We start from the raw sequence: 20,752 nt of genomic DNA on the forward strand, positions 1-20,752 counted from the left end.
AGACGAGCCGATCATCGGGACGGTTGGCTGCGACGACCGCCATGAGCCTGATGGGTGTGACCGAGATCGGCAACGGCTCGGTGGTGCTGGCCTATTCAGCTAGTCGGTAGGGGGTAAATGGTTAATATGGGCAAGGTCATAGTCAAGAACCAGGTCACCGTCAACGGCGCCTTCGAAGCGCCTTCGCCCGAGGACTGGCTGGAGCTCGACGCCGACAGCGGCGACACGAGCCTTCAGCAGATGAGCCTGGCGGACGCGATGCTGCTGGGCCGTAAGACCTACGAAGGGCTCGCCGCCGTCTGGCCGCACCTCGGCGAGCACCCGTCGATGGGCGCATATGCCGGACGGATCAACCGCATGCCGAAGTACGTCGCCTCGCGCACGCTCATCGGACCTCTGGACTGGAACGCCATCCTCATCGAGGGCGACGTCGTCCAAGCCGTTCCCGCGCTCAAGGAGCGGCACACAGGCAACCTGATCGTCTCCGGATGCGGGGAGCTGGCGTACACCCTCGCTCAGCAGGGTCTGGTCGACGAGTTCTGGTTCTTCGTGAATCCGCATGTGTGGCCGGACGGGCCGCGGATACTCGACGGCGTGGGGCCAATCCGTCTGCAGCTGATCGCGGCCACGTCCTTCCGATCGGGCGTCGTCTGGCTGCGCTACGGGCCGGCCGGGGCATGAAGGAGGAGGTCATGGCAGGGACGATCCTGCATCGGCCCAAACACGAGCGTTCAACAAGAGGAGAAACATCGTGTCACAAGAACTGATGGTCGATTTCATCACCTCGCTCGACGGGTACGGCGCAGCCAAGGGGTGGCCCGCGTTCTGGGGGCTCGAGGGCCCAGAGTACCTCGGCTGGCTCGAGGAGGACTCGAAGATCGAGCGCACACTGCTCATGGGGTCCGCTACCTACCGGCTCATGCACGGGGCCGCCGCGTCGCGGCCGGACGATCCCGACCCGCTGGGTGCGGCGCCGAAGATCGTCTTCTCGTCGACCCTCGACGAGCCGCTGGAATGGGCGAACACCCGCCTGATTCGCGGGGACGCTGTCGAGGCAGTGCGGACCCTGAAAGAGGAGAGTGACCGCCCGCTGTCCACCCTGGGAAGCCTCTCCCTCTGCAGATCGCTGCTCGCCGCCGGCCTCGTGGACCGCTACCGCGTGGTCGTGTTTCCCGTCGTCACCGGGGCGACAGGCAGGGAGCGCATCTACGATGGATGGCCCGACGTCGGCCTCGACCTGACCGAGGCGCAGACTTTCGACAAGGGCACCCAACTGCTTGACTACGTACCCAGGCTGCTTGATGGGCCGATCCACAGCGGAACCGGTGCAGGGTGAGGGCTCGGCTCGCGCCCATCCTGAACTGCGAGTGCCGAAAACCTCGTCCGTCCTGGTCACGTACGCGTCGTACGACTCCATGATCTCCGTGATCTCCCTGTCCGCCGACGCCCGACCGCGGACTTTCCAGGTCTTGAGGATGGCGCCGGCGCGTTCGCCGCAGACCCGGATGCGGGCGTGGGCCTTGTTCACGGATCGACGGCGTCGGGCTGCGGTGCTGGCCGGACGGGTCGGCGCTGCGAGCCCGTGAGCGCAAGATCCACGCCCGGTACGCCGCCGCGCTCGCCGACGTGATCGCGACCGAGCAGGCGGCAGCGCCGGACGACATCCGTCCGCGCCTGGCCGCCGAGGCGATTATCGAGGTGCACCGGGAGTCGATCGGCACGATCCGCCGTGCGCTGCACGCGGGCGTCTCCGACCAACAGGTCGCGGTGCGGGCGTCCGGCGCTGCCCGGGAGGCGTTCGCGTTGCTCGCCAGCGGCCTGATCGACTACGCCGCAAGGCCCAGCGACGAGCCGGCAGGCCCACGACCGGCGATGAATACGAGATGAAACAGCTCTCTGGCACACTCCCGGCGTTGCCCATCCGGGATGGTGCCGAACGGCACAACCGATGATTTGGAGTAGGCAGGTGTCAAGGATCCGCTTGGCGTGCCCGGTGTCGCTCGTGACGCTGGTCGTGGCGACCTGCCTCATCCCAGGCACCGCCGAGCCGGTCGCTTCGGCGGAGACGCCAGACCAGTTGGCCGAGCCGGGCGATGCCGTCGAAGGCCGGCTCGCCCCCGTCACCCGCCCGTACCCGTGGCACTAGCGTTCGGGCTGCTCGGTCCGTTCGAGATGCGGGTGGCGGACCAGGCGGTGCCGGTCCGCTCCCCGAAGCACCGCATCCTGCTCGCCACCCTGGTGCTGCGGACCGGACGGGTCGTACCGGTCGGCGAGCTGGTCGAGGCGATGTGGGACGCCCGCCAGCCGGAGAGCCCGCGCCGTGCTGTCCAACTCGCGGTGACGCGGCTGCGGGCGCTGCTGGACGAGGCCGGCTGTTCCGGTGCGATCGTCACCGATGCGGACGGCTATCTCATCGACGTCCCGCCGGAGCGGATCGACGTCGAGCGGTTCCGCCGCGGCCTGGCCGACGCCGACCGGGCCGCCGAGCGGTCCGACCCGGTAGCCGAGGCGGCCGCCCTGCACGCGGCCCTGTCCCAGTGGCGCGGCAATCCGCTCATCGATGTACCCTCCGACATCCTTCAGCAGCGGATCCTGCCCCGCCTGCGCGAGCAGCGGCTGTACGCGCTGGAACGCCGATTCGACGTGGACCTGCGACTCGGCCGACACGAACGGGTCGTGGAGGATCTGGTGCAGGCGACGGTCGAGCACCCGCTGCGCGAACGGTTCTGGGTGCAGTTGATGACCGCCCTGCACCGCAGCGGCCGGCGGGGCGACGCCCTCACTGCCTACCACGATGGGCGGCGGCACCTGGCCGAGGAACTCGGCATCGATCCGGGCGAGGAGATGCGGCAGGTCCACGCGGCCATCCTGGGCGGCTTCCGATCGCCGGCCACCGGCACGATGCTGTTGCCGGCGGTGCCACGGCAATTGCCGCCCGAGGTGTCCGGGTTCACCGGCCGGGACCGCGAGATCGACCGCCTCGACGCGCTGTTGTGCGGCTCTGGCCCACCCGCGACGATCATCGTCATCAGCGGCACCGCAGGGGTCGGCAAGACCTCCCTCGCGCTGCACTGGGCCCGCCGCGCCGCCGACCGGTTCCCCGACGGCCAGCTCTGGGTCAACCTGCGCGGGTACGACCACCGCCCGGCCATGACGCCCGGCCAGGCGCTCACGCTCTTCCTGCGCGCGCTCGGCGTACCCGGTGAGGCGATCCCGTCGGATCTGGAGAGCCAGGCCGGGCTGTACCGATCCCTGATGGACGGGCGTCGCGTGCTGGTCGTGATAGACAACGCCAGCGCCGCCGACCAGGTCCGACCGCTGCTGCCCGGCGGCCCCGGCAGCGCGGCGATCGTGACCACCCGCAACATGCTCACCGGCTTGGTCGCCGTCGAGGGCGCGCACCCGGTCGAGCTGGGCCTCTTCACCGGCGCGGAGGGGCACGAGCTGCTGACCCGCCGCCTCGGCGCCGAGCGTGTGCAGGCCGCCCCGACGGCGGCACGCGAGATCGTCGAACGGTGCGCTGGGCTGCCACTCGCCCTCGCGCTCGTCGCCGCGCGCGCCACCCAGCGCCCGGCGCTGCCGCTGGCCGCGCTCGCGGGACAGTTGCGCGCCGCCCGGGACCGCCTGGACGAGTTCGCCTCGCCGGACACGGCCACCGATGTACGCGCAATCTTCTGCTACTCGTACCAGACGCTGAGCGAGCCCGCCATGCGACTCTTCCGGCTGCTCGGCCTGCACCCCGGCCCGGACATCGCCGTGGACGCGCTGACCAGCCTCGCCGGCCTGCCCCCGGCCGAGCTGCGCCCCCTGCTCGCCGAGCTGACCACGGCACACCTGGTGACCGAACATGTCGACGGCCGGTGGACGCTGCACGACCTGCTCCGGGCGTACGCCATCGAACTTGCGCACGCCAACGACACCGCGACCGACCGCGATACCGCGCTGCGTCGCCTACTCGACCACTATGTGCACACCGGGCACGCCGCCGCGCTGCTCATCGAGCCGCTGCGCGAGCCGGTCCCCCTAGCACCGGCCGACCCCGCCGTGTGGATCCGACCACCGGCCGGGCGCGAGGAGGCGCTGGCCTGGTTCGGCGCCGAGTACACCGGACTGCTCGCCGCGATCGAACGGGCCGGTCGGGCGACGTTCGACACCCACACCTGGCAGCTCGTGTGGACACTCGCCGACTTCCAGCAATGGCGAGGCCTCTGGCACGACCGTGCCGCCAGCCTGCAGGCCGCGCTGGAGGCCACCCGCCGACTGGACCACCGCGCGGAACAGGCCCGCGCCCACCGTGGGCTCGGGTACGCGTACACCCGGTTGCACCGCAACGACGACGCCCAACTGCACCTGCGGCACGCCCTCGCCCTGTACACCCAACTCGACGACCCGCTCGGACAAGGACGCACGCACCACGGCCTGTCGTATGTCCTGGAACGGCGCGGCGATCCACGCGCCGCGCTGTGGCACGCCCAACGCGCCCTGGACCTCTTCCCGCCGGACGGCAACCGGGCACACCGCGCCCGCGCGCTCGGTACCGTCGGCTGGTGCCACGGCCAACTCGGCGACCACCGACAGTCGCTGCACGTCAACCAGGAGGCACTCGAACTGCTCGCCGACACCGGCGACCGGGTCGCCGAGGCAGCCACCTGGGACAGCATCGGTTACGCCCACCACCACCTCGGCGAATACCCGAAAGCCATCAAGGCTTACCAGACCGCGCTGCGGCTACGCCGCGAGGTCGGACACCGGTACGGCATCGCAAACACCCTCGACCACCTCGGCGACACCTACCAGACGCTCGGCGACACCGAAGCGGCCAGACGCGCATGGCGGGACGCACTCGACCTACTGGAACAACTCCGTGAACCCGACGCCGAACGGGTACACGCCAAACTCCGCCGCCACGACACCGAACTCACCCAACAAGGCTGAACCAGCAACGGCCAGGCATCCGCCAAGGGGCTCTGTCAAACGAACGAAGGTCATCTCGAAGGCGTTGAGGGCGGGTTTCCAGCGCATGGTCCAGCGGTTGGAGGATGCAGACTCCCGCTGTCAACTCTGTCGGTTGGAGCCCGGTTTTCGGCGGATGTCGGTGTCCGTGGGCGGGCATGGTGCGGGCCCGCGCGGTGGGACCGGCGGGTGAAGGAGTCTGTCGTTCAGACGATGACGGGGTGTCCTCGGGGTGGTGCCGGACGGGGTTGTGGGTGTGGGGTCGATCCAGCAGCGCCAGAGGATCCGGGTCCAGCGGGCGCCGAATCCCCGCAGAGCCCGATAGCCCGACTGAAGGTCGCCACCTGGATAACCGATTTCTACCACCGGCGCCGCCAGCACTCCGTCTGCAACTGGAGCTCGCCCATCGAGTACGAACGATTAAAGACCCGCGCCCTGGAGGCCCAGGCCGCATAACGAAGCCCTCCACGATCCCAGGGGATTGACACGGTGGTCAGGCGTCATGGAGAAGCAGACGTGTGTAGTCACGTTCGAAGCGCGCGCCGACGCGTTCCCATCCGGCCACGGACTCGCGTAGCGCGCCGGCGTCCCCGTGGTACCGGCCAAGGGCCCGCGTCAGGGTGGCAGCGCACCAAGCGTTCTCGTCGGCGAGGTTCTCGGCCGCGGCGAGGTACTTGGCTGCGTCGGGCAACCGCGCCACAACCGCTAGTTCCGCCGCTGAGGCTTCGGCGAAGATTTGAAAGCGGGTACCAGGGACCGATCGGTTGAACGTGGACCTGACGATGTCGGCCGCGTTGTCGGTGTCCCCAGTGTGGATCGCCATCCGGGCATCGACGAAGTGGGCGGACGAAGCGGTGCGGAGGCGGTAAGCATTCTGCGGTCCGGCGAGGTCGGCCATCCGATTCCGCCAGCGTCGGTAACCGTCGAGATCGTCGGTGAGCCCCGAGGCCAGGGCGGCAGTGGCCGCGGGAAACCAGAGCCAACCCGCGGTGGGACGGCCGGCCGACTCCCATGCGCGCCACATAGCGTCACCGTGCAACAGTGCCTCGTCGAACTCGCCGGTGAGTACCAGCGGCGGAATCACCATCCTGGCCAACGAGAGCGGTTCACCGACGACTGGGTCGTGTATGGCCGACCGGGCCAGCTCGATCGCCTCCAGGAACTGGCCGGTTGTGGTCGCGAACGTGGCGTTCAGCTGGTGAATGGAGCGGATGGTCCTGCCGGCCCGCGGATCGTCGCGGTCCAGCTCGTCCAGGAACGGCAATGCGGTACGGACCAGCTCGTACGCCCGCCGTAGGTGCCCGTGCTCGTCATACACCGACGCGACGGTGTCGATCGCGGACCAGGTGAGCACCGGATCGCCGGTGCTCTTCGCAGCGGCAAGGGCGCTTTCGGCCAGCTCGATGTCCAGCCGCGCGGGGTCCGTTGTCCATGAGGCGCCGATGCTGTTCGCGGCCGTGAGCGCCGGGTCGTCCGGATCCCCGAGCGCGACCGCCTCGCAGTGCAGTTCCCTCAGCCGATCGCGCGGTACCACGGCCTTGAAATTGGCGCGGAAGCGGCTGCCAAGCTCGACTGCCCGGGCTAGTGCCACGGCCTTGGTGCGGTTTGCGCCCGCTCGACCTGCCTCCTCGGCTGCCTCGAGTATCAACTCGAATGCGAGGTCCGCACGGTATACGGCGGCACAGTCCGATGCAGCGGCCAAGTCGGCGGCTGCGTCGGCCGGCGTAGGAGCATGCCGTGCCGCTTCCCGGTATCTGTCAACGGATTGCTGCCAGAGGTGCCGGGCGTAGCTGAGGCGTCCGAGACTCCGACCGAGCCGATGCGCGGTGGGTTCTGGGCCGGGTGGCAGGTCGTGGAGACCGGCCAGGAGGTCGTCAACGATGGCGTCGAACTCGTCCTGCCAGCGCGTGCCGAGCCGGCTCTCCAGCGCGGCGGCCGCCTGCTGCGCCCAGCGCAGATGCAACTGTTTGATCGACTCGCGATCACCTGACGCGGTCAACTGCTCGCTCGCATAGGCACGCACCGTGTCCAGCAGCCGCCACCGGTTTGTCCCAATGACGTTGACCACAAGGCTTTTGTCGACCAAGCGACCCAACAGGTCGGCGACGACGGTTGCGTCGCCCAAGTCAGCGATCGCAACGCCGGCACGCAGGTCGAATGCTCCGGCGAAGATCGCGAGCCGGCGGAAGAGCACCCGTTCCGGTTCCTCCATGAGCTGGTAGCTCCAGTCGATCATGGCACGAAGTGATCGGTGGCGATGGTCGAGGTTGCGGCCGCCGGCGAGGACGCGCATAACGTCGTTGAGCGCGGTCATCAGACCTTGAGCACCGAGTGCGGGAGCCCGCGCCGCGGCGAGCTCGATCGCCAGCGGCATGCCATCGACGCGGTCACAGATTCGTGCCACCGTGTCCGTATCGGCTTCGAATCGCGGATCTACCGCGGTGGCACGGTCCCGAAACAGCGCCACAGCGTCATCCCGGTGAAGCAGCGGATCGACACGCACGGTGTGCTCGCCCGGCAGCCGCAGTCGCTCGCGACTCGTGACGAGAACCGCCACGGCCGGGCAGGCCGCGAGGATCCTCGCGACCAGTACGGCCACGGGTTCGAGCAGGTGCTCGCAATTGTCGAAGACGAGCAGCGCCGGATGATCACCGAGGTGCTCCGTGATCGTGGCCAGGAGTGGCTGTTGTGGTGCTTGTGATACCCGCAATCCGGCGCCCACGGCGGATTCGACGAATCCGTCGCGGACCGAAACCAGGTCGATGAATCCACCCCGGTTGGCGAGCCCGGGTGCCACCGTCTCGGCGACCGCGATAGCCAGCCTCGTCTTACCCACCCCGCCCGGGCCTAAGAGGGTGACGATCGGTTCCTTCGCGAGCTTCGCGCGCACGAGATCCCGCTCCGCCGCCCGGCCGATCAAGCTGGTGTGCGGTCGCGGCAGTCCGGGTAGGCGTTGCGAGACTTCGAGCGAGCCACGGCTCGCGAATTCGGCCAGGGCCCGCCGGTCGGCGGCACCGTATTTGCGCAGGAGCGCCGAGACATGATGCTCTACGGTTCGTACTGAGATATGGAGCTCGCGGGCGATCTGCACGTTCGACAACCGGTCGGCGAGCAGCGCCAGGACCTCCGCCTCCCGCTCGGTAACCGATTCCGTAGCCACCGGTCCATGATCCAGGCCGCCGGGCGGATCGGCAACCACGGTGGATAGGGTTCCGGAGTTTCAGGTCGGACGGCCTGACATGCGGACCGCATCGGTGACCACCAGGTCGGCCATAAGTACCGTTCTGTTTGTCTGGAGGGCTCACCGCTGCAAGGAGGTGGCCGGTCCTAAACCACAAATGACCCGCCACGCAGACCGGTGGCCGGCCATGGGAATGGGCCGGCCACCGATGCAGCGTCGGGAAAGCCTGTCAGTGGTTGCCGCCAGTCCGCCTGTGATGGATGGGACAACCGGCAGCCACTGCACATGATCGTTCCCTTAGACCTCGGCCGAGCGATAGCGCAGCCAGACCACTCCGGATCGATAAGATGTCGTCGCGATCAGTTGCAGACGGATTGGCCCGACACCTTCGAGGATCCGCGGCCCGTCCGGCCAGACGTTCGGACTCACCCAGAACCAGAATTCGTCAACCAAGCCGTGCCGCGCGAGGGTGTGCGCCAGCTCTCCGCAACCAGTGATGATCAGGTTGCCGGTGTGCTCTTTCTTCAGCCTGGCGACGGCTTTTGTGACCTCATCCTCTATCAGCGTGGCATTCCATGCCAGCGGTCCCTCGACCGTCCGCGAAGCGACGTACTTCGGCATGCCGTTGATCCGCTCCGCGTAGTAGCCCATCGTGGGGTCCTCGCCGAGGTGCGGCCAGACGGCAGCCAGACCTTCGTAGGTCTTGCGGCCGAGTAGCAGCGCGTCGGCCAGGATCAGCTGCTCGAGGCCGGCGCCGCCGCTGTCAGCGTCGAGCTCGAGCCAATTCTCGGGTGTAGGCGCTTCAAAGGCGCTGTTGGCGCTGACCGAGTTGTGAATGATGACCTTACCCATGCCGTTGCCTCCGGTTGGGACGACGGCCGGCCCTCTGCCGGCGTGCCACGTGAAGGTCGAGTTGGAGCGATGGCGCCCTCGTCGACCGCGTCCCGATCAGCTTCGGGGCCGCGGCGACGACGGACATCCGTGGTCGCCCCCTATCCATTGCCTATTGAGCACCCATCGAAGGCCAGGGCTGGAGCTGCGCCGGACTGACGTCGGGTTTGCGAGTCGTCTCGATGCCGCGATGCAACGCCATAGACCAGCCGATCCAGGAGGAGCTCTTCCGCATCTGGATCGACGCCGACCGAAGCTCAGCGGGAGCCCACGACACCCGGGGCGGCGTCGGCGGATCCAGGACCGGCCGGTGCTGAGCGAAATCCTCTTCGTGTTGCGTACCGGTATCCAGTGGGAGTTGTCCCCAACAGCTTGGCTTCGGGGACCCGGGATGACGTGCTGGAATCACCTGGAGGAGTGGAGCCGGGCTGGGGGTGTGGCAGCGGTTGCACGAGCTGTTGCTGGCGGAGCTGGCGGCAGATGGCAAGCTCGACTGGTCCCGCGCCTTGATCGACTCCGCCCATGTCCGAGCGGCGCGGCGTGGCCCAAGAGCGGCCCGAGCAGGTTGCGTCCACGGGAGTGGTGTACGACATGCCTGGTAGCGGGCGTGTCGTGGAGTAGAAGACGGCCATCGTGAGGATCCCTTGAGACGGCTAAGTCAAGATCAAAGGAGAGCACCACGATGGCCGCACCCGAGCCTACCGACCCCGCCGGCTTCCTCCGTGAGCACCTCGCGTCCGGGTCACCGGACCTGCTACGAGACATGGTGAGCCCTTCTCATCGTGAGTCTCGGCTGGTCTGGACGTGATGTAGGACGAGGATGGCCTGGACGATCGCGGTGGCGCGTCGAGGGCAGCAGCGGAGCTTGGTCAGGACTTTCCAGAAATCGCGTACGCGAGCTGGCCGATGCGGCGTACGGCCGTGTTCAGGTCCTCGGCGTGCGCCGCGAGCAGGTCGATGGCTTCCCGGACGTACCGCCAGGCCGTGGTGACGCTGACCGCGAAGCCGGAAGTCAGACGGATGATGGTGTCACCGTTGCGAAGATGGGCCAGGGCGAGCAGGGCCTGCCGTCCGGCGTCGAGGCGCCACCACCGGCCCCGGCGTCGAGTGCGTTCGGCGCGGATCAGGTTGGCCAGGTGGCTCAGGGTGCGGCTGGACAGGGCGATCGTAGACGGGTAAGACAGCACAGCGAGGCTCCCGGTTGGGGCATCGGATCTTGGTCGACTGCTGTCTTACCGGGAGCCTCGTCCTATGTCGACACCGACTCCCCGCCATATCCACCGTGACCAGGCCCATCACGATGAAAAGGGCTCGGTGAAGACGTTCGCGGAGGCGTTGATGTCCGCCGAGGCGGACGCGATCTGCGGCGCCCCGTACGGGCAGCGCAGCGATGAACGCGTCAACTCCCGCAACGGCTACCGGAGCCGGGAGTGGGACACCGGGCCGGGACGATGGAGCTGGCGATCCCGAAGCTACGCCAGGGTTCGTACTTCCCGGACTGGCTGCTGCACACCGCCGCCGGCGGCATCCGTGGCACCCGTGACCTGCTCGGCGGACGGTGGTGACCGGTGCCGATGATCCGTCGGCCATTCATCCTGCTGCCGCATTCGTACGCACGGGAGAGTGTCATACCTCTCCTTCAGTTCACTGACCGCTACAGTGTCGACCCGGACGCTCAGACAGGATGGCCGAGACCGCCCGCGACACGGCGCTGCGGCGTTGCCTGGTCTGGAACTCACACGGCCGAAGGGCATCTGGGAGGAAGGGCCTTCCGGCGCAGCGCCTCGAGGACGTGCGTAGGACGGGTACCGCGGGAATCTGTTCAAGAGCACGACACAAAACCATCAACGTTTCTGGTTAGGAGAACTCTATGAGCACGTTCGGCGCACCTGTGGTCACCGTCCTGGGTACTGGGGTGATCGGTTTCCCGGTGGCCCGGAATCTCGCGGTCAAGGGGTTCACCGTTCGAGCCTGGAATCGCACGCGAGGCAAAGCCGAGGCGTTGGCGGAGCACGGCGTCCGAGTGGCCGACACGCCGGCCGACGCGGTTGAGGGCGCAGACGTCGTGGTGACCCTCCTTAGGGACGGCCCCGTCGTGTCGGACATCATCAAGGTGGCCGAGCCGCGCATGGGCGACGGCGTCGTCTGGGTGCAGATGAGCACCGTGGGCGAGGACGTCGACAGCCTCGCCGCGTTCGCCGCGGAGCGAGGCTTGGTGTTCGTCGACGCACCCGTGCAGGGCACCCGCCAACCCGCGGAGAATGCCGAGCTCGTGGTGATGGCGGCGGGCCCGGAGGCCGTGCGGCCGCGGGTGCAACCGCTGTTCGACGCCATCGGCAAGCGCACCCTCTGGGTCGGCGACGACGGCGCGTCCGGCGCCGCGAGCAGGCTCAAGCTGGTGCTCAACACCTGGGTGCTCGCGTTGACGCACGGGGTAGGCGAGGCGCTCGCGCTGGCTAGGGCGCTGGACGTCGACCCGGCCCACTTCGTCGACGTTGTCACCGGCGGCCCGATGGACAACGGCTACTTCCAGCTGAAGTCCAAGGTCATCCTTGCTGGGGATTTCACCCCCACCTTCACCGTGGACAACGCCGAGAAGGACGCCCGGCTGGTGCTCGCCGCCGCCGAGCGCGCGGGCGTACGGATGGACCTGGTCGGCGCCGGACGGGCCAGGTTCGTGCGCGCATCCGCACAGGGGCACGGCGGTAAGGACATGGCTGCAGGCTATTTCGCCAGCTTCATCGACTGAAGGCGTTTCCGAGGCATGCCGTCGACTCGCTTCCACACCGTCGGGCTGCCACTCGACCTCGACTGTTGCCGCATGCTGGGCTCACTCGATGTGGAAGGTTTGCGTCCGTCCTGTGCAACGGAGCCGACTGCCCTTTCCCTCGTAGCGTGGAGGCCAGAACCTGAGGGATAGAGGTTCATGGCTGGGACGAGAAGGCAGTGAGGCCGCTGTTCAACTGGCCGAGGATGAGCGGGCGGAGTTGGCCCGACTGCGGCGGGAGAAGGCCGAGCTGGCGATGGAGCGTGATGTCCTCAAGCGATCCCCGTGGTCCTGTGGGTCAAGGAAGCGACGGGCCGATGAGCGCGGTGGCCTGCCGTGCGTTGGGGGTGTCCGAGTCATGGTTCTACAAGTGGCGTGACCGTCCGCCGGCCCGCCGCGGCGACCGACGTGCCCGGCTGGCGGCCGCGGTCGGGAAGGTCTTCGACGAGTCGGGCGGCACCTGTGGCAGCCCGCGTATCGGGATCGAGCTGCGCGAGCAGGGTTGGCAGGTCTCCGACAACACGATCGCGTAGCTCGATCCCGATTCCGGTATGGCCGCCCAGGTCAGGATCATCAGGGGCTGCAACAGTTCGTGACGACCTCCACGTCGGATACCCGGCGGTGCGGATGCGGCTCGCGGCCCGGGCGGTCGAGATGGTCGGGCCGGCGGCGTGGGCGGTCGATGACACCGGCTTCCCGAAGGACGGCAAGGGCTCCCCCGGGGTGGCCAGACAGTACTCCGGCACTCCACGAACCTGCAGGTCGCCATCGACGCCCACACCCGCCTCGTCGTGGCCCTCGGCGCCCCGCAACCCGGCAACCGCAACGACACGATCGTCTACCGGACCAGTGGCATCGACCAGAAGTTGGCCGGACGGCCGGTCATGACCGATGGCGCCTACCGCGGCAACCCTGAGGTGATGATCCCGTAGCGCAAGCCCGCCGACGGCAGCGAGCTACCCGACTGGAAGACGGACCTGAACAGGCAGCACCGCACCGTCCGAGCGCAGGTCAAACACGCCCTGGCCAGGATGAAGTGCTTCAAGATCCTCGGCGACTACCGCCGCGCCGCCCGCACATTGCCCGACATCGCTTCCGGCACTGCCCACCTCCACAACGTCATCCTGGCGTGGTGACACCAGCACCGTTGCGGGCAACGCCATCACCGAGTTGCGAGACATCCTTTAGTTAGGCACGGGATCCGTGCAGGGCCCGTAGCGCATAGGTGGCGGCCACGGATGTCCCTGCCACGGCTGCGGTGACAACCTCGACTTGACCACGCGTCCGGCTCCGTAGCACGGGTGCGTCTCGGAACCTGGAAGGCGTCTCGGTGATATCTGGGTACATCCCGCGAACTCCTGGAGGGATGTTCCACCGCCGCCGGCGTTCCGAGGACGCCCGTCAGAGACCCGTCAGGGCGCTACCGCTGACGCGCCGCGGAGGTCGACGCACGCTTCGAAACAGGAAGGAACCAACCGTGGCAACAGGAATCGCCGGGCGGTCCGGCGGTAGAGCGGGACGACGGGAGTACCTCGGTTTGGCCGTGCTAGGCCTGCCCACGGTACTGATCGCGCTCGATATGAGCGTGCTGTACCTCGCCGTACCGCATCTGACCGAGGACCTGGGCGCGTCGGCCCTTCAGCAGTTGTGGATCACGGACATCTACGGGTTCGTGGTCTCCGGCTTTCTCATCATGATGGGCTCGCTGGGTGACCGGATCGGCCGCAGACGGCTGCTGCTGATCGGCGCTGCGTTGTTCGCGGTGATGTCAATCGTGGCAGCCTTGTCGTCCAGCCCAGAGATGCTCATCGCGGCCAGGGCGGGGCTCGGCGTCGCCGGTGCGACGCTGATGCCGTCGACCATGACACTGCTGCGCAGCATGTTCACCGACCCGGCCCAGTATATGAAAGCGATCGGCGTATGGATGGCTTGCTTCATGGGCGGCATCGCCTTTGGCCCGGTCATCGGCGGCGTGCTCCTGCAGTATTTCTGGTGGGGCTCGGTGTTCCTGCTCGGTGTCCCGGTGATGGCGGTGCTGCTGCTGTTCGGCCCGCGGCTGCTGCCGGAGTACCGGAACCCTGACGCTGGGCCGCTCGACGTGGTCAGCGCCCTCTTCTCTTTGGCCACCGTCCTGCCGATCATCTACGGGCTCAAGGAGTTGGTGCAGCACGGCGCCGGCCCGGTGCAGTTCCTCGCGCTCACGATTGGCGTATCCGTCGGTGTGCTGTTTGTGCGCCGGCAGCGGGTGCTGGCCGTGCCGATGCTCGAACTGAGTCTGTTCGGCAACCGCACCTTCAGGTCGGCCATCACCATGGTGGTCTTCGGCGGAGTCATGGCCGGCACGAACTTCTTTGTGTACCAGTACCTGCAGACGGTGCAAGGCCTGGAACCGTTGCCCGCAGCGCTGTGGCTGCTGCCGTCGTCGATCACCATCATCGTCGGGTTGAATATCGCGCCGCGGCTTGGGCAGCGGATCCGGCCGGCGTACGTCATCGCCGCCGGGCTGATCGTCGTGACGATCGGGTATTTGGTGCTGGCCCAGGCTGGTGACGGCCCCAGCGGCTTGGCCGTCCTGATAACCGGGCTCGTCATCTCGGGCGTCGGCATCGGGCCGATGGGTGCGCTGGGCGCCGGCCTCGCGCTCGGCTCCGTACCGATGGACAAGGCCGGCTCGGCTGCGAGCACGAATCAGGTCGCCGGCGACTTCGGCATCGCGATGGGGGTCGCACTGATCGGCGTGGTGGGCACGACTGTCTATCAGGATCAGGTTGCCGATCGGCTCCCGGCCGACCTGCCGGCCTCCGCCGCGAACTCGGCGCGAGAGAGCGTCGCCGGCGCGTTGTCGGTCAGTCCTCAGCTCGGCGAGCCGCTTCGCGGCCAGCTTATCGAGACCGCGCAGGCAGCGTTCACCACGGCAATGCACTATGCCGCGTTCGGCAGTGCGCTCGTCGCCGTGCTGCTGGCGATCCTAGCCGTCACGACCCTGCGGCATGTGCCGCCAACCGGTGGTGCCCCGGTCGCCGACGCCTCGCCAGAAGAAGCTCCGGCGACCCCGGCGGCAGCGATCAGCAACGCTGAGTGACGTGACGCGTCTCTTGCTCGGGGTGCAACTAATCCGTACACAGTGGAGATGACGGTGGCAGCGCCAACGCATTCGTTCAATCGAATCCGTTGGCGGGCCTCCCGCGCCTTGCCGCTACGGTCCTGGGCCAAGACGCGATGCACCCACCCTCTCCAGCACGCTCGACGTACGTGGGTCGCCGCGGACACCGAAGACATCCGCGCCGAGCTGAAACGCCTGGTCAACCGCCAGATCCTGACCGAAGCCCAACCGGGGCTTGTTCACCCCCACACAGAAACAGACATACCTCTCCGACCGCCCTCACAGGTATGTGCAAGCGATCGAGCTGTGGCTGGTTCTCGATCACCGGCTATTGTGCACCGTTTGCCTGGATCTTCGCGGTGGGCGGCCGGGCTCGGATCAGGGGATCGCCGCACCACGAGGGCGAGGACACCGGTCGGCACCGAGCCTGCCCTACCTGGCCGCGGCGGCCCCGAATGCCGAGCGGGCCCGACATCGGCAGACCGACCGCGACCACGGTCTGGCCCAGGTCGGCCGCGCCGGCGAGCGCAAGACCTAATCCAGGTACCGAAATGCCGAGGAGCGGATGCTCGATGAGCTTCAGACACCGGCGGCCACAACATTGGAACCCAGGTGATGGTCCGCTCGGAGGTGGACGTGTGGCGCCGGCCGCACCAACCGGTGCCGTCAGGCGACGAGCAGAGCGGCGTCCCACCCGGTGACCGGCTTGGTGCCGGAGAGGTAGGAGTGCAGGGCCAAGGCGATTCCGGCTGCGCCGTCGAGGTAGCCCGGTGTGTCGACTGGCTCGGCGCCCGGACGAGCCGCTCTAAAGGCGAACGGCGCCTGCGGGTCGTAGTTGTCGACGATCCTGGCGACGACCTGGGATGCACCCTCTACTATCGACCGATCCCCGGCGTCGATACCGATAAGTCGGGTCAGGTGGAGCAGGCCGGCCCAGCCGTGACACAGACCCGCGTCGATCACCCCGTGGTCGGCGTCGAGGTTCGCCAGCAGGCTCCGGGTCGACTCCTCGGCGACCGCCGTCCAGTCCGCGCGTCCGAGAGCCAGGCCGGCCAGCTGGATCGCCCTGGCCACGCCGGGCGCGCCGTAGCACCATGCCGATCGTGCCCGGGGCAGCGATGCTGGTCGGCGCTGGAGATTCGCCAGTGAAAGCACGGCAGGCCAGTACCGCCCGGCGACGTCGGGCTCGCGCCATACCAGGAGCCAATCCACAATCCGGGCGATCGCCTCATCCTGGCCCGGTACCCGCACGCCGGCGCGCCAGGCCAGGGACAGCAGCGCTAGGGGCCCGCAGATGCCGTGCGCGAGCCCCAGGTTCGCGTGCCCCTCGTCGCCTTCGTCGTCGGTGAGCATGGCCAGGTAGCGTCCGTGGCCGACCCACCAACCCGGCAACCGCGGATCGCCACCGGTCGGCGGCTGGGCCAAGGCGGTGAGATAACTGAGTATGGCGGTCAGGGCGGGCAGCGGCTCGACGCCTCGGCGCAGCAGGTAACGACCGATGCCGGTAGCGCCGGCGACGACGTCGTACGCGTCGAAGGTGGTGCCTGGGGTCGCGGACCGGATCCGGGCCAGCTCAGGCCGTAGCCGGACGGGGATCCGGGCTGCGACCCGCCGATCGATGCTCTGGAGCGCTGGCCGGAAGTCGTCGTGCACGTCCACGAGGCTGGACGTGGCAAACGCGAACGCGATCGGCCCGACATGCAGCCCGGGCGGTGGTGCGGGACCGGCCGCCATCGTCTCGGCGATCGGGGCCAGACAGGCGAGGGCTGCCCGGTCGTAAGCATCGTCGGTGTGTCGCAGCTCCGCGAAGAGCAGCGCCAGGCCGGGATATCCCGTGGCCAGAGATGGCCCGTACCAAGCCGGCCGGGACGCACCATCGCGCTGCGTGCGGGCACTGTCGGCCGCGGCCATCCGGGCTGCGACGGCGGTCGGATCACGAAGCCGACCGGCGATGTCGGCAACGATCGCGGCGGCGGCGGTCGTGATGTCGGTCTGACTGTCTGTCACGCCGGGCGATGCTAGTCACTGAGCCGGATAACCGACAAGCGATCCGTTGGCATCCAGCGGGGGCCGCGCCGCCCGAAGCGCCGAGAAGTCGTTCTGAAACCGGCAACTGTTCTACTAGCCGACGCACGTGAGACCCGCGTACATCCGAGATAGGGAGGTTGGAATGGTGGACGTAGTCCGCAGTTGGAAGGATCCATTCTACCGAATGCGTACCGGCTCCGAAATGGCGGAGAACCCGGTCGGCGAGGTGCTCCTCGACGAGGAGCTGGACGACGTGATCGGCGGCGCGCACAAGGCGGATTCCGGTGGTGGTGGCGGGTCCGGCGAGTCGAGCTGGGACGGCCCCCGGTACTGCTGACCGTCGTCCCGGCTGACGACGCATCAGCTCAGGATCGACAGCCTATGTGAGGGATGTCCGGCCTTGTCGCAGTGGCGGGCCGGACATCCCTCTGCTGGCGTGGGCGGATTGGAGGCAAGCATGGAGATGCCGGTGGACGGCTGGCGCGCGGCGACGTTGCGGGAGCGGTTGTCGTTTGGCACGCCACCGCCTGGTGCGTCCGGACCGGACCAACGCTACGCGTTCTGGTGTACCCATCGGTGGGCGAAGACCGATCCGGAGCGGATCGCGGACCGGGCCGCCGCGTTAGGGATTGACGTAGACACCTTTCGTGCCCTACTCGATGAGGAGCACGACGGTTTTGTCGCGCGCACCGGTCGCGTTGCCGCCCCGTCCTGGCTGCGCTCCGATGAACTCGATGTCCTGTTGAGGCCTGGCCCGCCCACCGTTGGGGAGCGAACGCTCACGGACCTGATCGCCCCCTTGGTGGACTATTACCAGAAGCGCTTGCGTACCGCGCTCCAACCGGTACTGAATCATCTAACGGCGCAGGAGCGCGCGGAGCTGACGGCCACTTTCCAGGCCACCGCGCCCACTGAGGAGTTCGTGGCGGCGACCGAGCGCGTCCTGGTGCTCGAGCTGAACGTGGCAAGGGTCCGCGGGCTGCTGCATGGCGACGATCCGGCCGAGCGGTTCGCCGCCTTCCTCGATCTCACCGCGACCAGCGATTTCCGCCGCCAGCTCTGGGCCGAATACCCGGTGCTGCTGCGCGTGCTCGCCGAGACCGGCCGCGCCTGGCTCGCCAACGCCACCGAGCTGGCGGCCAGGTTCGTGGAGGACCGCGACCGGCTGCGGGAGTGCGGCCTGTTGCCGGCCGACGCCGGTGAGTTGCGCCGGGTCGAATTCGGGAGGGGAGACACCCATCGCGGGGGTCAGACGGTGGCGACACTGCACTTTGCTGGTGCCACCTTGGTGTACAAGCCCCGGTCACTCGCGGTCGATCTCGCATTCCAACGGGTGATGGGCGTGCTTACCGCGCACGGGCTGCCGATGGACCACCGCATGCCGGCGACCCTGGATCGGGGCGAGTACGGGTGGTGTGAGTTCGTTGCGGCGGCGGAGTGCGCTACGGAGCAGGAAGTCGCCGACTTCTACCGCCGGCTCGGGAGCCTACTGGCGGTGTTCCACGCTCTGCGGGGTACCGACATGCACGTCGAGAACGTCATTGCGGCGGGACCCCAGCCGGTCATCGTCGACTTCGAGACGTTGTTCGACCCACCCGATCCGATAACTGACAATCCGGCCCAAGAAGCCTTGGCCGCCTCAATCCTGCGCACCTACCTGGTGCCCGAACAGCTTGTCTTCCGCGACGAAACCGGCCACCTGCGTAGCTTCGACATCAGCGCCATCGGCGCCGTCGCGGGTCAAGCCGTTCCCAGCCGCGCTCTGGCGATGGTCGGCGCCGGCACTGACCAGCTCCGATTGGTGGGCCAGCGTCCGGTCACGGGCAGTTACCCCAACCGGCCTGTCCTGGCGGGCGAGCAACGCGGGCCGGACCGGTACGGCGACGAGATCCGCGCCGGGTTCCGTGCCGGGTACCAAGCCATCGTGGCGGCCCGGCCGGAGTTGCTGGCGTCGGGCGGTGTCCTGGCCAGCTTCCAGCGGGTGCGGGTGCGGAAGATCGTCCGGGCCACCCGGCTCTACTCCCGCCTGCGGGGTCAGAGCCAGCATCCGGACTTTCTGCGCGATGGTAGGGACCGGGAGGTGCTCCTCGACCGGCTGTGGAACATCCCGGGCGACCGGCTGACCCAAACCCTGATCCAGTCGGAGATCGACCAGCTCCTTGCCGGTGACATCCCGATCTTCGAGTTCCGGCCGTCCTCGGTCGACCTGGCCGCCGGCGACGGGTCACTCATTCCGGGATACTTCCCCCGCCGCCCGTACGACGACGTCGTCGACCATCTGTACGGCCTCTGCGACGACGACAGGATTCTGCAAGAGCGTGTCCTCGAGCTGACGATGGCTACCCTCGCGGAGCGCCCCGCCAACCCGGCACCGACCGAGACAGCGCCTTACCCGGTCGGGCACGGTGCGGGGCGGGCCGAGCCGGCCGCAGACCCGGCGCGCCTGGTGGACGCCGCCTCGCTGGTCGCCGACCGGCTGCTCGAGGTCCGGATACGCGGCGATGGCACGTCCGGCTGGATCGGGCTGCGGCGCTACGCCGCGGACGTCTGGACCGTCGAGGCGGCCGGTCTGCGGCTCGACGACGGCCTCGCCGGCATCGGACTCTTCCTGGCTCGGCTCGGCATGGCGACTGCCCGAGAGGACGCACTGGGCGTGGCCATGGAGATCGCAGACAACCTCGCGCTGCGCGCTCCGCGTCAGCTCGCGGACCAACTGGCCGGTCGGCCGACCTCCGAGCCGGAGCCGAACGACACCGGCCTGTTCGCTTCGCTCATGGGGACGGTGGCGTTCCTCACCTCCCTCGCCGACTGGACCGGGGACCGCCGTTGGCACCCGGTGATCGACGAGCTGACCGCGCACACGGCCAAGCTCTGTGCCGATACGCGGTCGGTCGCTGTCGCCGACGGCACCGCCGGTGCGCTGTTGGGAACGCTCAGCACCGGTCCGGTGTTCGGGTGGCACTGGGCCGCAACCCGGGCCGAGCCAGTCGGCGACCGGCTCGTGGAGCAGTGGCTCGCCGGTGCCCAGCAAGGCCCCAACGGACGCCCGGCCGGCGGCGGGCTCGGTCATGGCGCGGCCGGGGTCGCATTGGCGATGAGCCGGCTGGCCACCTATCGCCAGCAACCGCGCTACCTCGCCGTCGCCCGAGAAGCGCTCGCCAGTATGGCTCGGGCCACCGACCCCGGCAACGCCGAATGGGGCGGGTGGGGCTGGCACGACGGCCTCGCCGGCATCGGCCTTGCCGCCCGCGCGATCGTCCGTGACGCCGCACTTCCCACCGGCGATCTGGCGCAGGCCGAGGAGGTCGTGCGGGTGGCGCACCGCGCGCTCACCGACCGCTGGCACGGCTCGGCACCGCCGGTGCACCACGGGTTCGCCGACGGCGCCTGCGGCGAGCTCATGGCGCTTTCGCTGCTTGGCGGCGAGGACCGGCCGCACGCTGCCACGATCGGGCAGCTCGCCGGCAAACAGCGCTGGAAGTGCGGCACGCCGGCGGCGGTGGAGACCCCGGGACTGTTCACCGGCCTGGCGGGTATAGGCGCCGCTCTGCTCGCGATGGCTAGCCCCCGTCCGTGCGACCCACTGCTGACGCTGACCTCACCGGAGGCGGCGCGGTGACGACCTCACCGGATGCCACGCTGCCGTGGTGGCGAGCGACGACGCTGGCCGAGCGGGTCGGCGTGCCGGCAGCCGGTAGCGGGGACAGTTCCCGGTGGCGGTTCTGGCAGAGCCTGCCGTGGACGTCGGACAGTCGCGTGGTGCACGCCCGGCTCGGTCAGCTCGGGCTCGCCCCGGATGAACTGCGCGCGCTGCTCGACGCAGACCCGG

The 20,752-nt window shown here is 68.6% G+C and carries 13 protein-coding genes and 5 pseudogenes; 13 read left to right on the plus strand and 5 right to left on the minus strand.

The window, feature by feature from the left end; genetic code table 11:
* Positions 1–126: 126 nt before the first annotated feature.
* The gene (locus O7626_RS38730; protein ID WP_278065881.1) at positions 127–681 is read left to right on the plus strand and encodes a dihydrofolate reductase family protein; all 555 of its coding nucleotides are present in this window, start codon (positions 127–129) and stop codon (positions 679–681) included.
* Positions 682–751: 70 nt separating this feature from the next.
* Positions 752–1,336: a dihydrofolate reductase family protein gene (locus tag O7626_RS38735; RefSeq protein ID WP_278065882.1), complete on the plus strand. Its 585-nt coding sequence runs from the start codon at positions 752–754 to the stop codon at positions 1,334–1,336.
* 120 nt (positions 1,337–1,456) lie between these two features.
* Here the strand turns inward: O7626_RS38735 and O7626_RS38740 are convergent.
* Positions 1,457–1,546: pseudogene (locus O7626_RS38740) on the minus strand (IS5/IS1182 family transposase); the annotation flags it as partial.
* 80 nt (positions 1,547–1,626) lie between these two features.
* Between O7626_RS38740 and O7626_RS38745 the strand changes: the two are divergent.
* The 3 genes from O7626_RS38745 (at position 1,627) to O7626_RS38755 (ending at position 4,935) form a co-directional block, all read left to right on the plus strand.
* Positions 1,627–1,887 (plus strand): hypothetical protein, encoded by a 261-nt coding sequence (locus tag O7626_RS38745; RefSeq protein ID WP_278065883.1) that lies wholly within the window; start codon positions 1,627–1,629, stop codon positions 1,885–1,887.
* A 106-nt stretch (positions 1,888–1,993) separates the two neighbouring features.
* A complete protein-coding gene (locus tag O7626_RS38750; RefSeq protein ID WP_278065884.1) occupies positions 1,994–2,146 on the plus strand; it encodes a hypothetical protein in 153 nt (50 codons plus the stop codon).
* Complete coding sequence (locus O7626_RS38755) at positions 2,137–4,935, plus strand: BTAD domain-containing putative transcriptional regulator (protein WP_278065885.1); 2,799 nt, start codon at positions 2,137–2,139, stop codon at positions 4,933–4,935. Before O7626_RS38750 ends, O7626_RS38755 begins: the two co-directional genes overlap by 10 nt.
* Before the next feature lie 511 nt (positions 4,936–5,446).
* On the opposite strand, the gene O7626_RS38760 is transcribed toward O7626_RS38755, so the two are convergent.
* From O7626_RS38760 to O7626_RS38770, 3 genes and pseudogenes are all read right to left on the minus strand, one after another.
* A complete protein-coding gene (locus O7626_RS38760; RefSeq protein ID WP_278065886.1) occupies positions 5,447–8,152 on the minus strand; it encodes a LuxR C-terminal-related transcriptional regulator in 2,706 nt (901 codons plus the stop codon).
* A gap of 279 nt (positions 8,153–8,431) precedes the next feature.
* Positions 8,432–8,986: a dihydrofolate reductase family protein gene (locus O7626_RS38765; RefSeq protein WP_278065887.1), complete on the minus strand. Its 555-nt coding sequence runs from the start codon at positions 8,984–8,986 to the stop codon at positions 8,432–8,434.
* Between the two features lie 816 nt (positions 8,987–9,802).
* Positions 9,803–10,212, minus strand: a pseudogene (locus O7626_RS38770) (transposase family protein).
* Positions 10,213–10,357: 145 nt separating this feature from the next.
* Here O7626_RS38770 and O7626_RS38775 point away from each other — a divergent pair.
* From O7626_RS38775 to O7626_RS38800, 6 genes and pseudogenes are all read left to right on the plus strand, one after another.
* Positions 10,358–10,533: pseudogene (locus O7626_RS38775) on the plus strand (transposase); the annotation flags it as partial.
* Positions 10,534–10,895: 362 nt separating this feature from the next.
* The gene (locus O7626_RS38780; protein ID WP_278065888.1) at positions 10,896–11,774 is read left to right on the plus strand and encodes an NAD(P)-dependent oxidoreductase; all 879 of its coding nucleotides are present in this window, start codon (positions 10,896–10,898) and stop codon (positions 11,772–11,774) included.
* A gap of 335 nt (positions 11,775–12,109) precedes the next feature.
* Entirely contained in the window at positions 12,110–12,325 is a 216-nt protein-coding gene (locus tag O7626_RS38785; RefSeq protein WP_278065889.1) for an IS3 family transposase, read from the plus strand.
* Positions 12,326–12,348: 23 nt separating this feature from the next.
* Positions 12,349–12,545: pseudogene (locus tag O7626_RS38790) on the plus strand (transposase); the annotation flags it as partial.
* Positions 12,533–12,928 (plus strand): annotated as a pseudogene (locus tag O7626_RS38795) (transposase family protein); the annotation flags it as partial. The pseudogenes O7626_RS38790 and O7626_RS38795, both read left to right, overlap by 13 nt.
* 341 nt (positions 12,929–13,269) lie before the next feature.
* A complete protein-coding gene (locus O7626_RS38800) occupies positions 13,270–14,874 on the plus strand; it encodes an MFS transporter (RefSeq protein WP_278065890.1) in 1,605 nt (534 codons plus the stop codon).
* A gap of 687 nt (positions 14,875–15,561) precedes the next feature.
* Here the strand turns inward: O7626_RS38800 and O7626_RS38805 are convergent.
* Positions 15,562–16,902, minus strand: a complete 1,341-nt coding sequence (locus O7626_RS38805) for a lanthionine synthetase C family protein (RefSeq protein ID WP_278065891.1) — start codon at positions 16,900–16,902, stop codon at positions 15,562–15,564.
* A gap of 163 nt (positions 16,903–17,065) precedes the next feature.
* On the opposite strand from O7626_RS38805, the gene O7626_RS38810 reads away from it, so the two are divergent.
* Together O7626_RS38810 and lanM are read left to right on the plus strand one after the other, a co-directional pair.
* Positions 17,066–17,260, plus strand: a complete 195-nt coding sequence (locus O7626_RS38810; protein ID WP_278065892.1) for a mersacidin/lichenicidin family type 2 lantibiotic — start codon at positions 17,066–17,068, stop codon at positions 17,258–17,260.
* A gap of 120 nt (positions 17,261–17,380) precedes the next feature.
* Positions 17,381–20,542: a type 2 lanthipeptide synthetase LanM gene (gene lanM, locus O7626_RS38815; protein WP_278065893.1), complete on the plus strand. Its 3,162-nt coding sequence runs from the start codon at positions 17,381–17,383 to the stop codon at positions 20,540–20,542.
* The last annotated feature ends 210 nt before the right edge of the window (positions 20,543–20,752 follow it).

The sequence above is a fragment of the Micromonospora sp. WMMD1102 genome (assembly GCF_029626265.1).
In the GTDB taxonomy this organism is placed as follows: domain Bacteria; phylum Actinomycetota; class Actinomycetes; order Mycobacteriales; family Micromonosporaceae; genus Plantactinospora.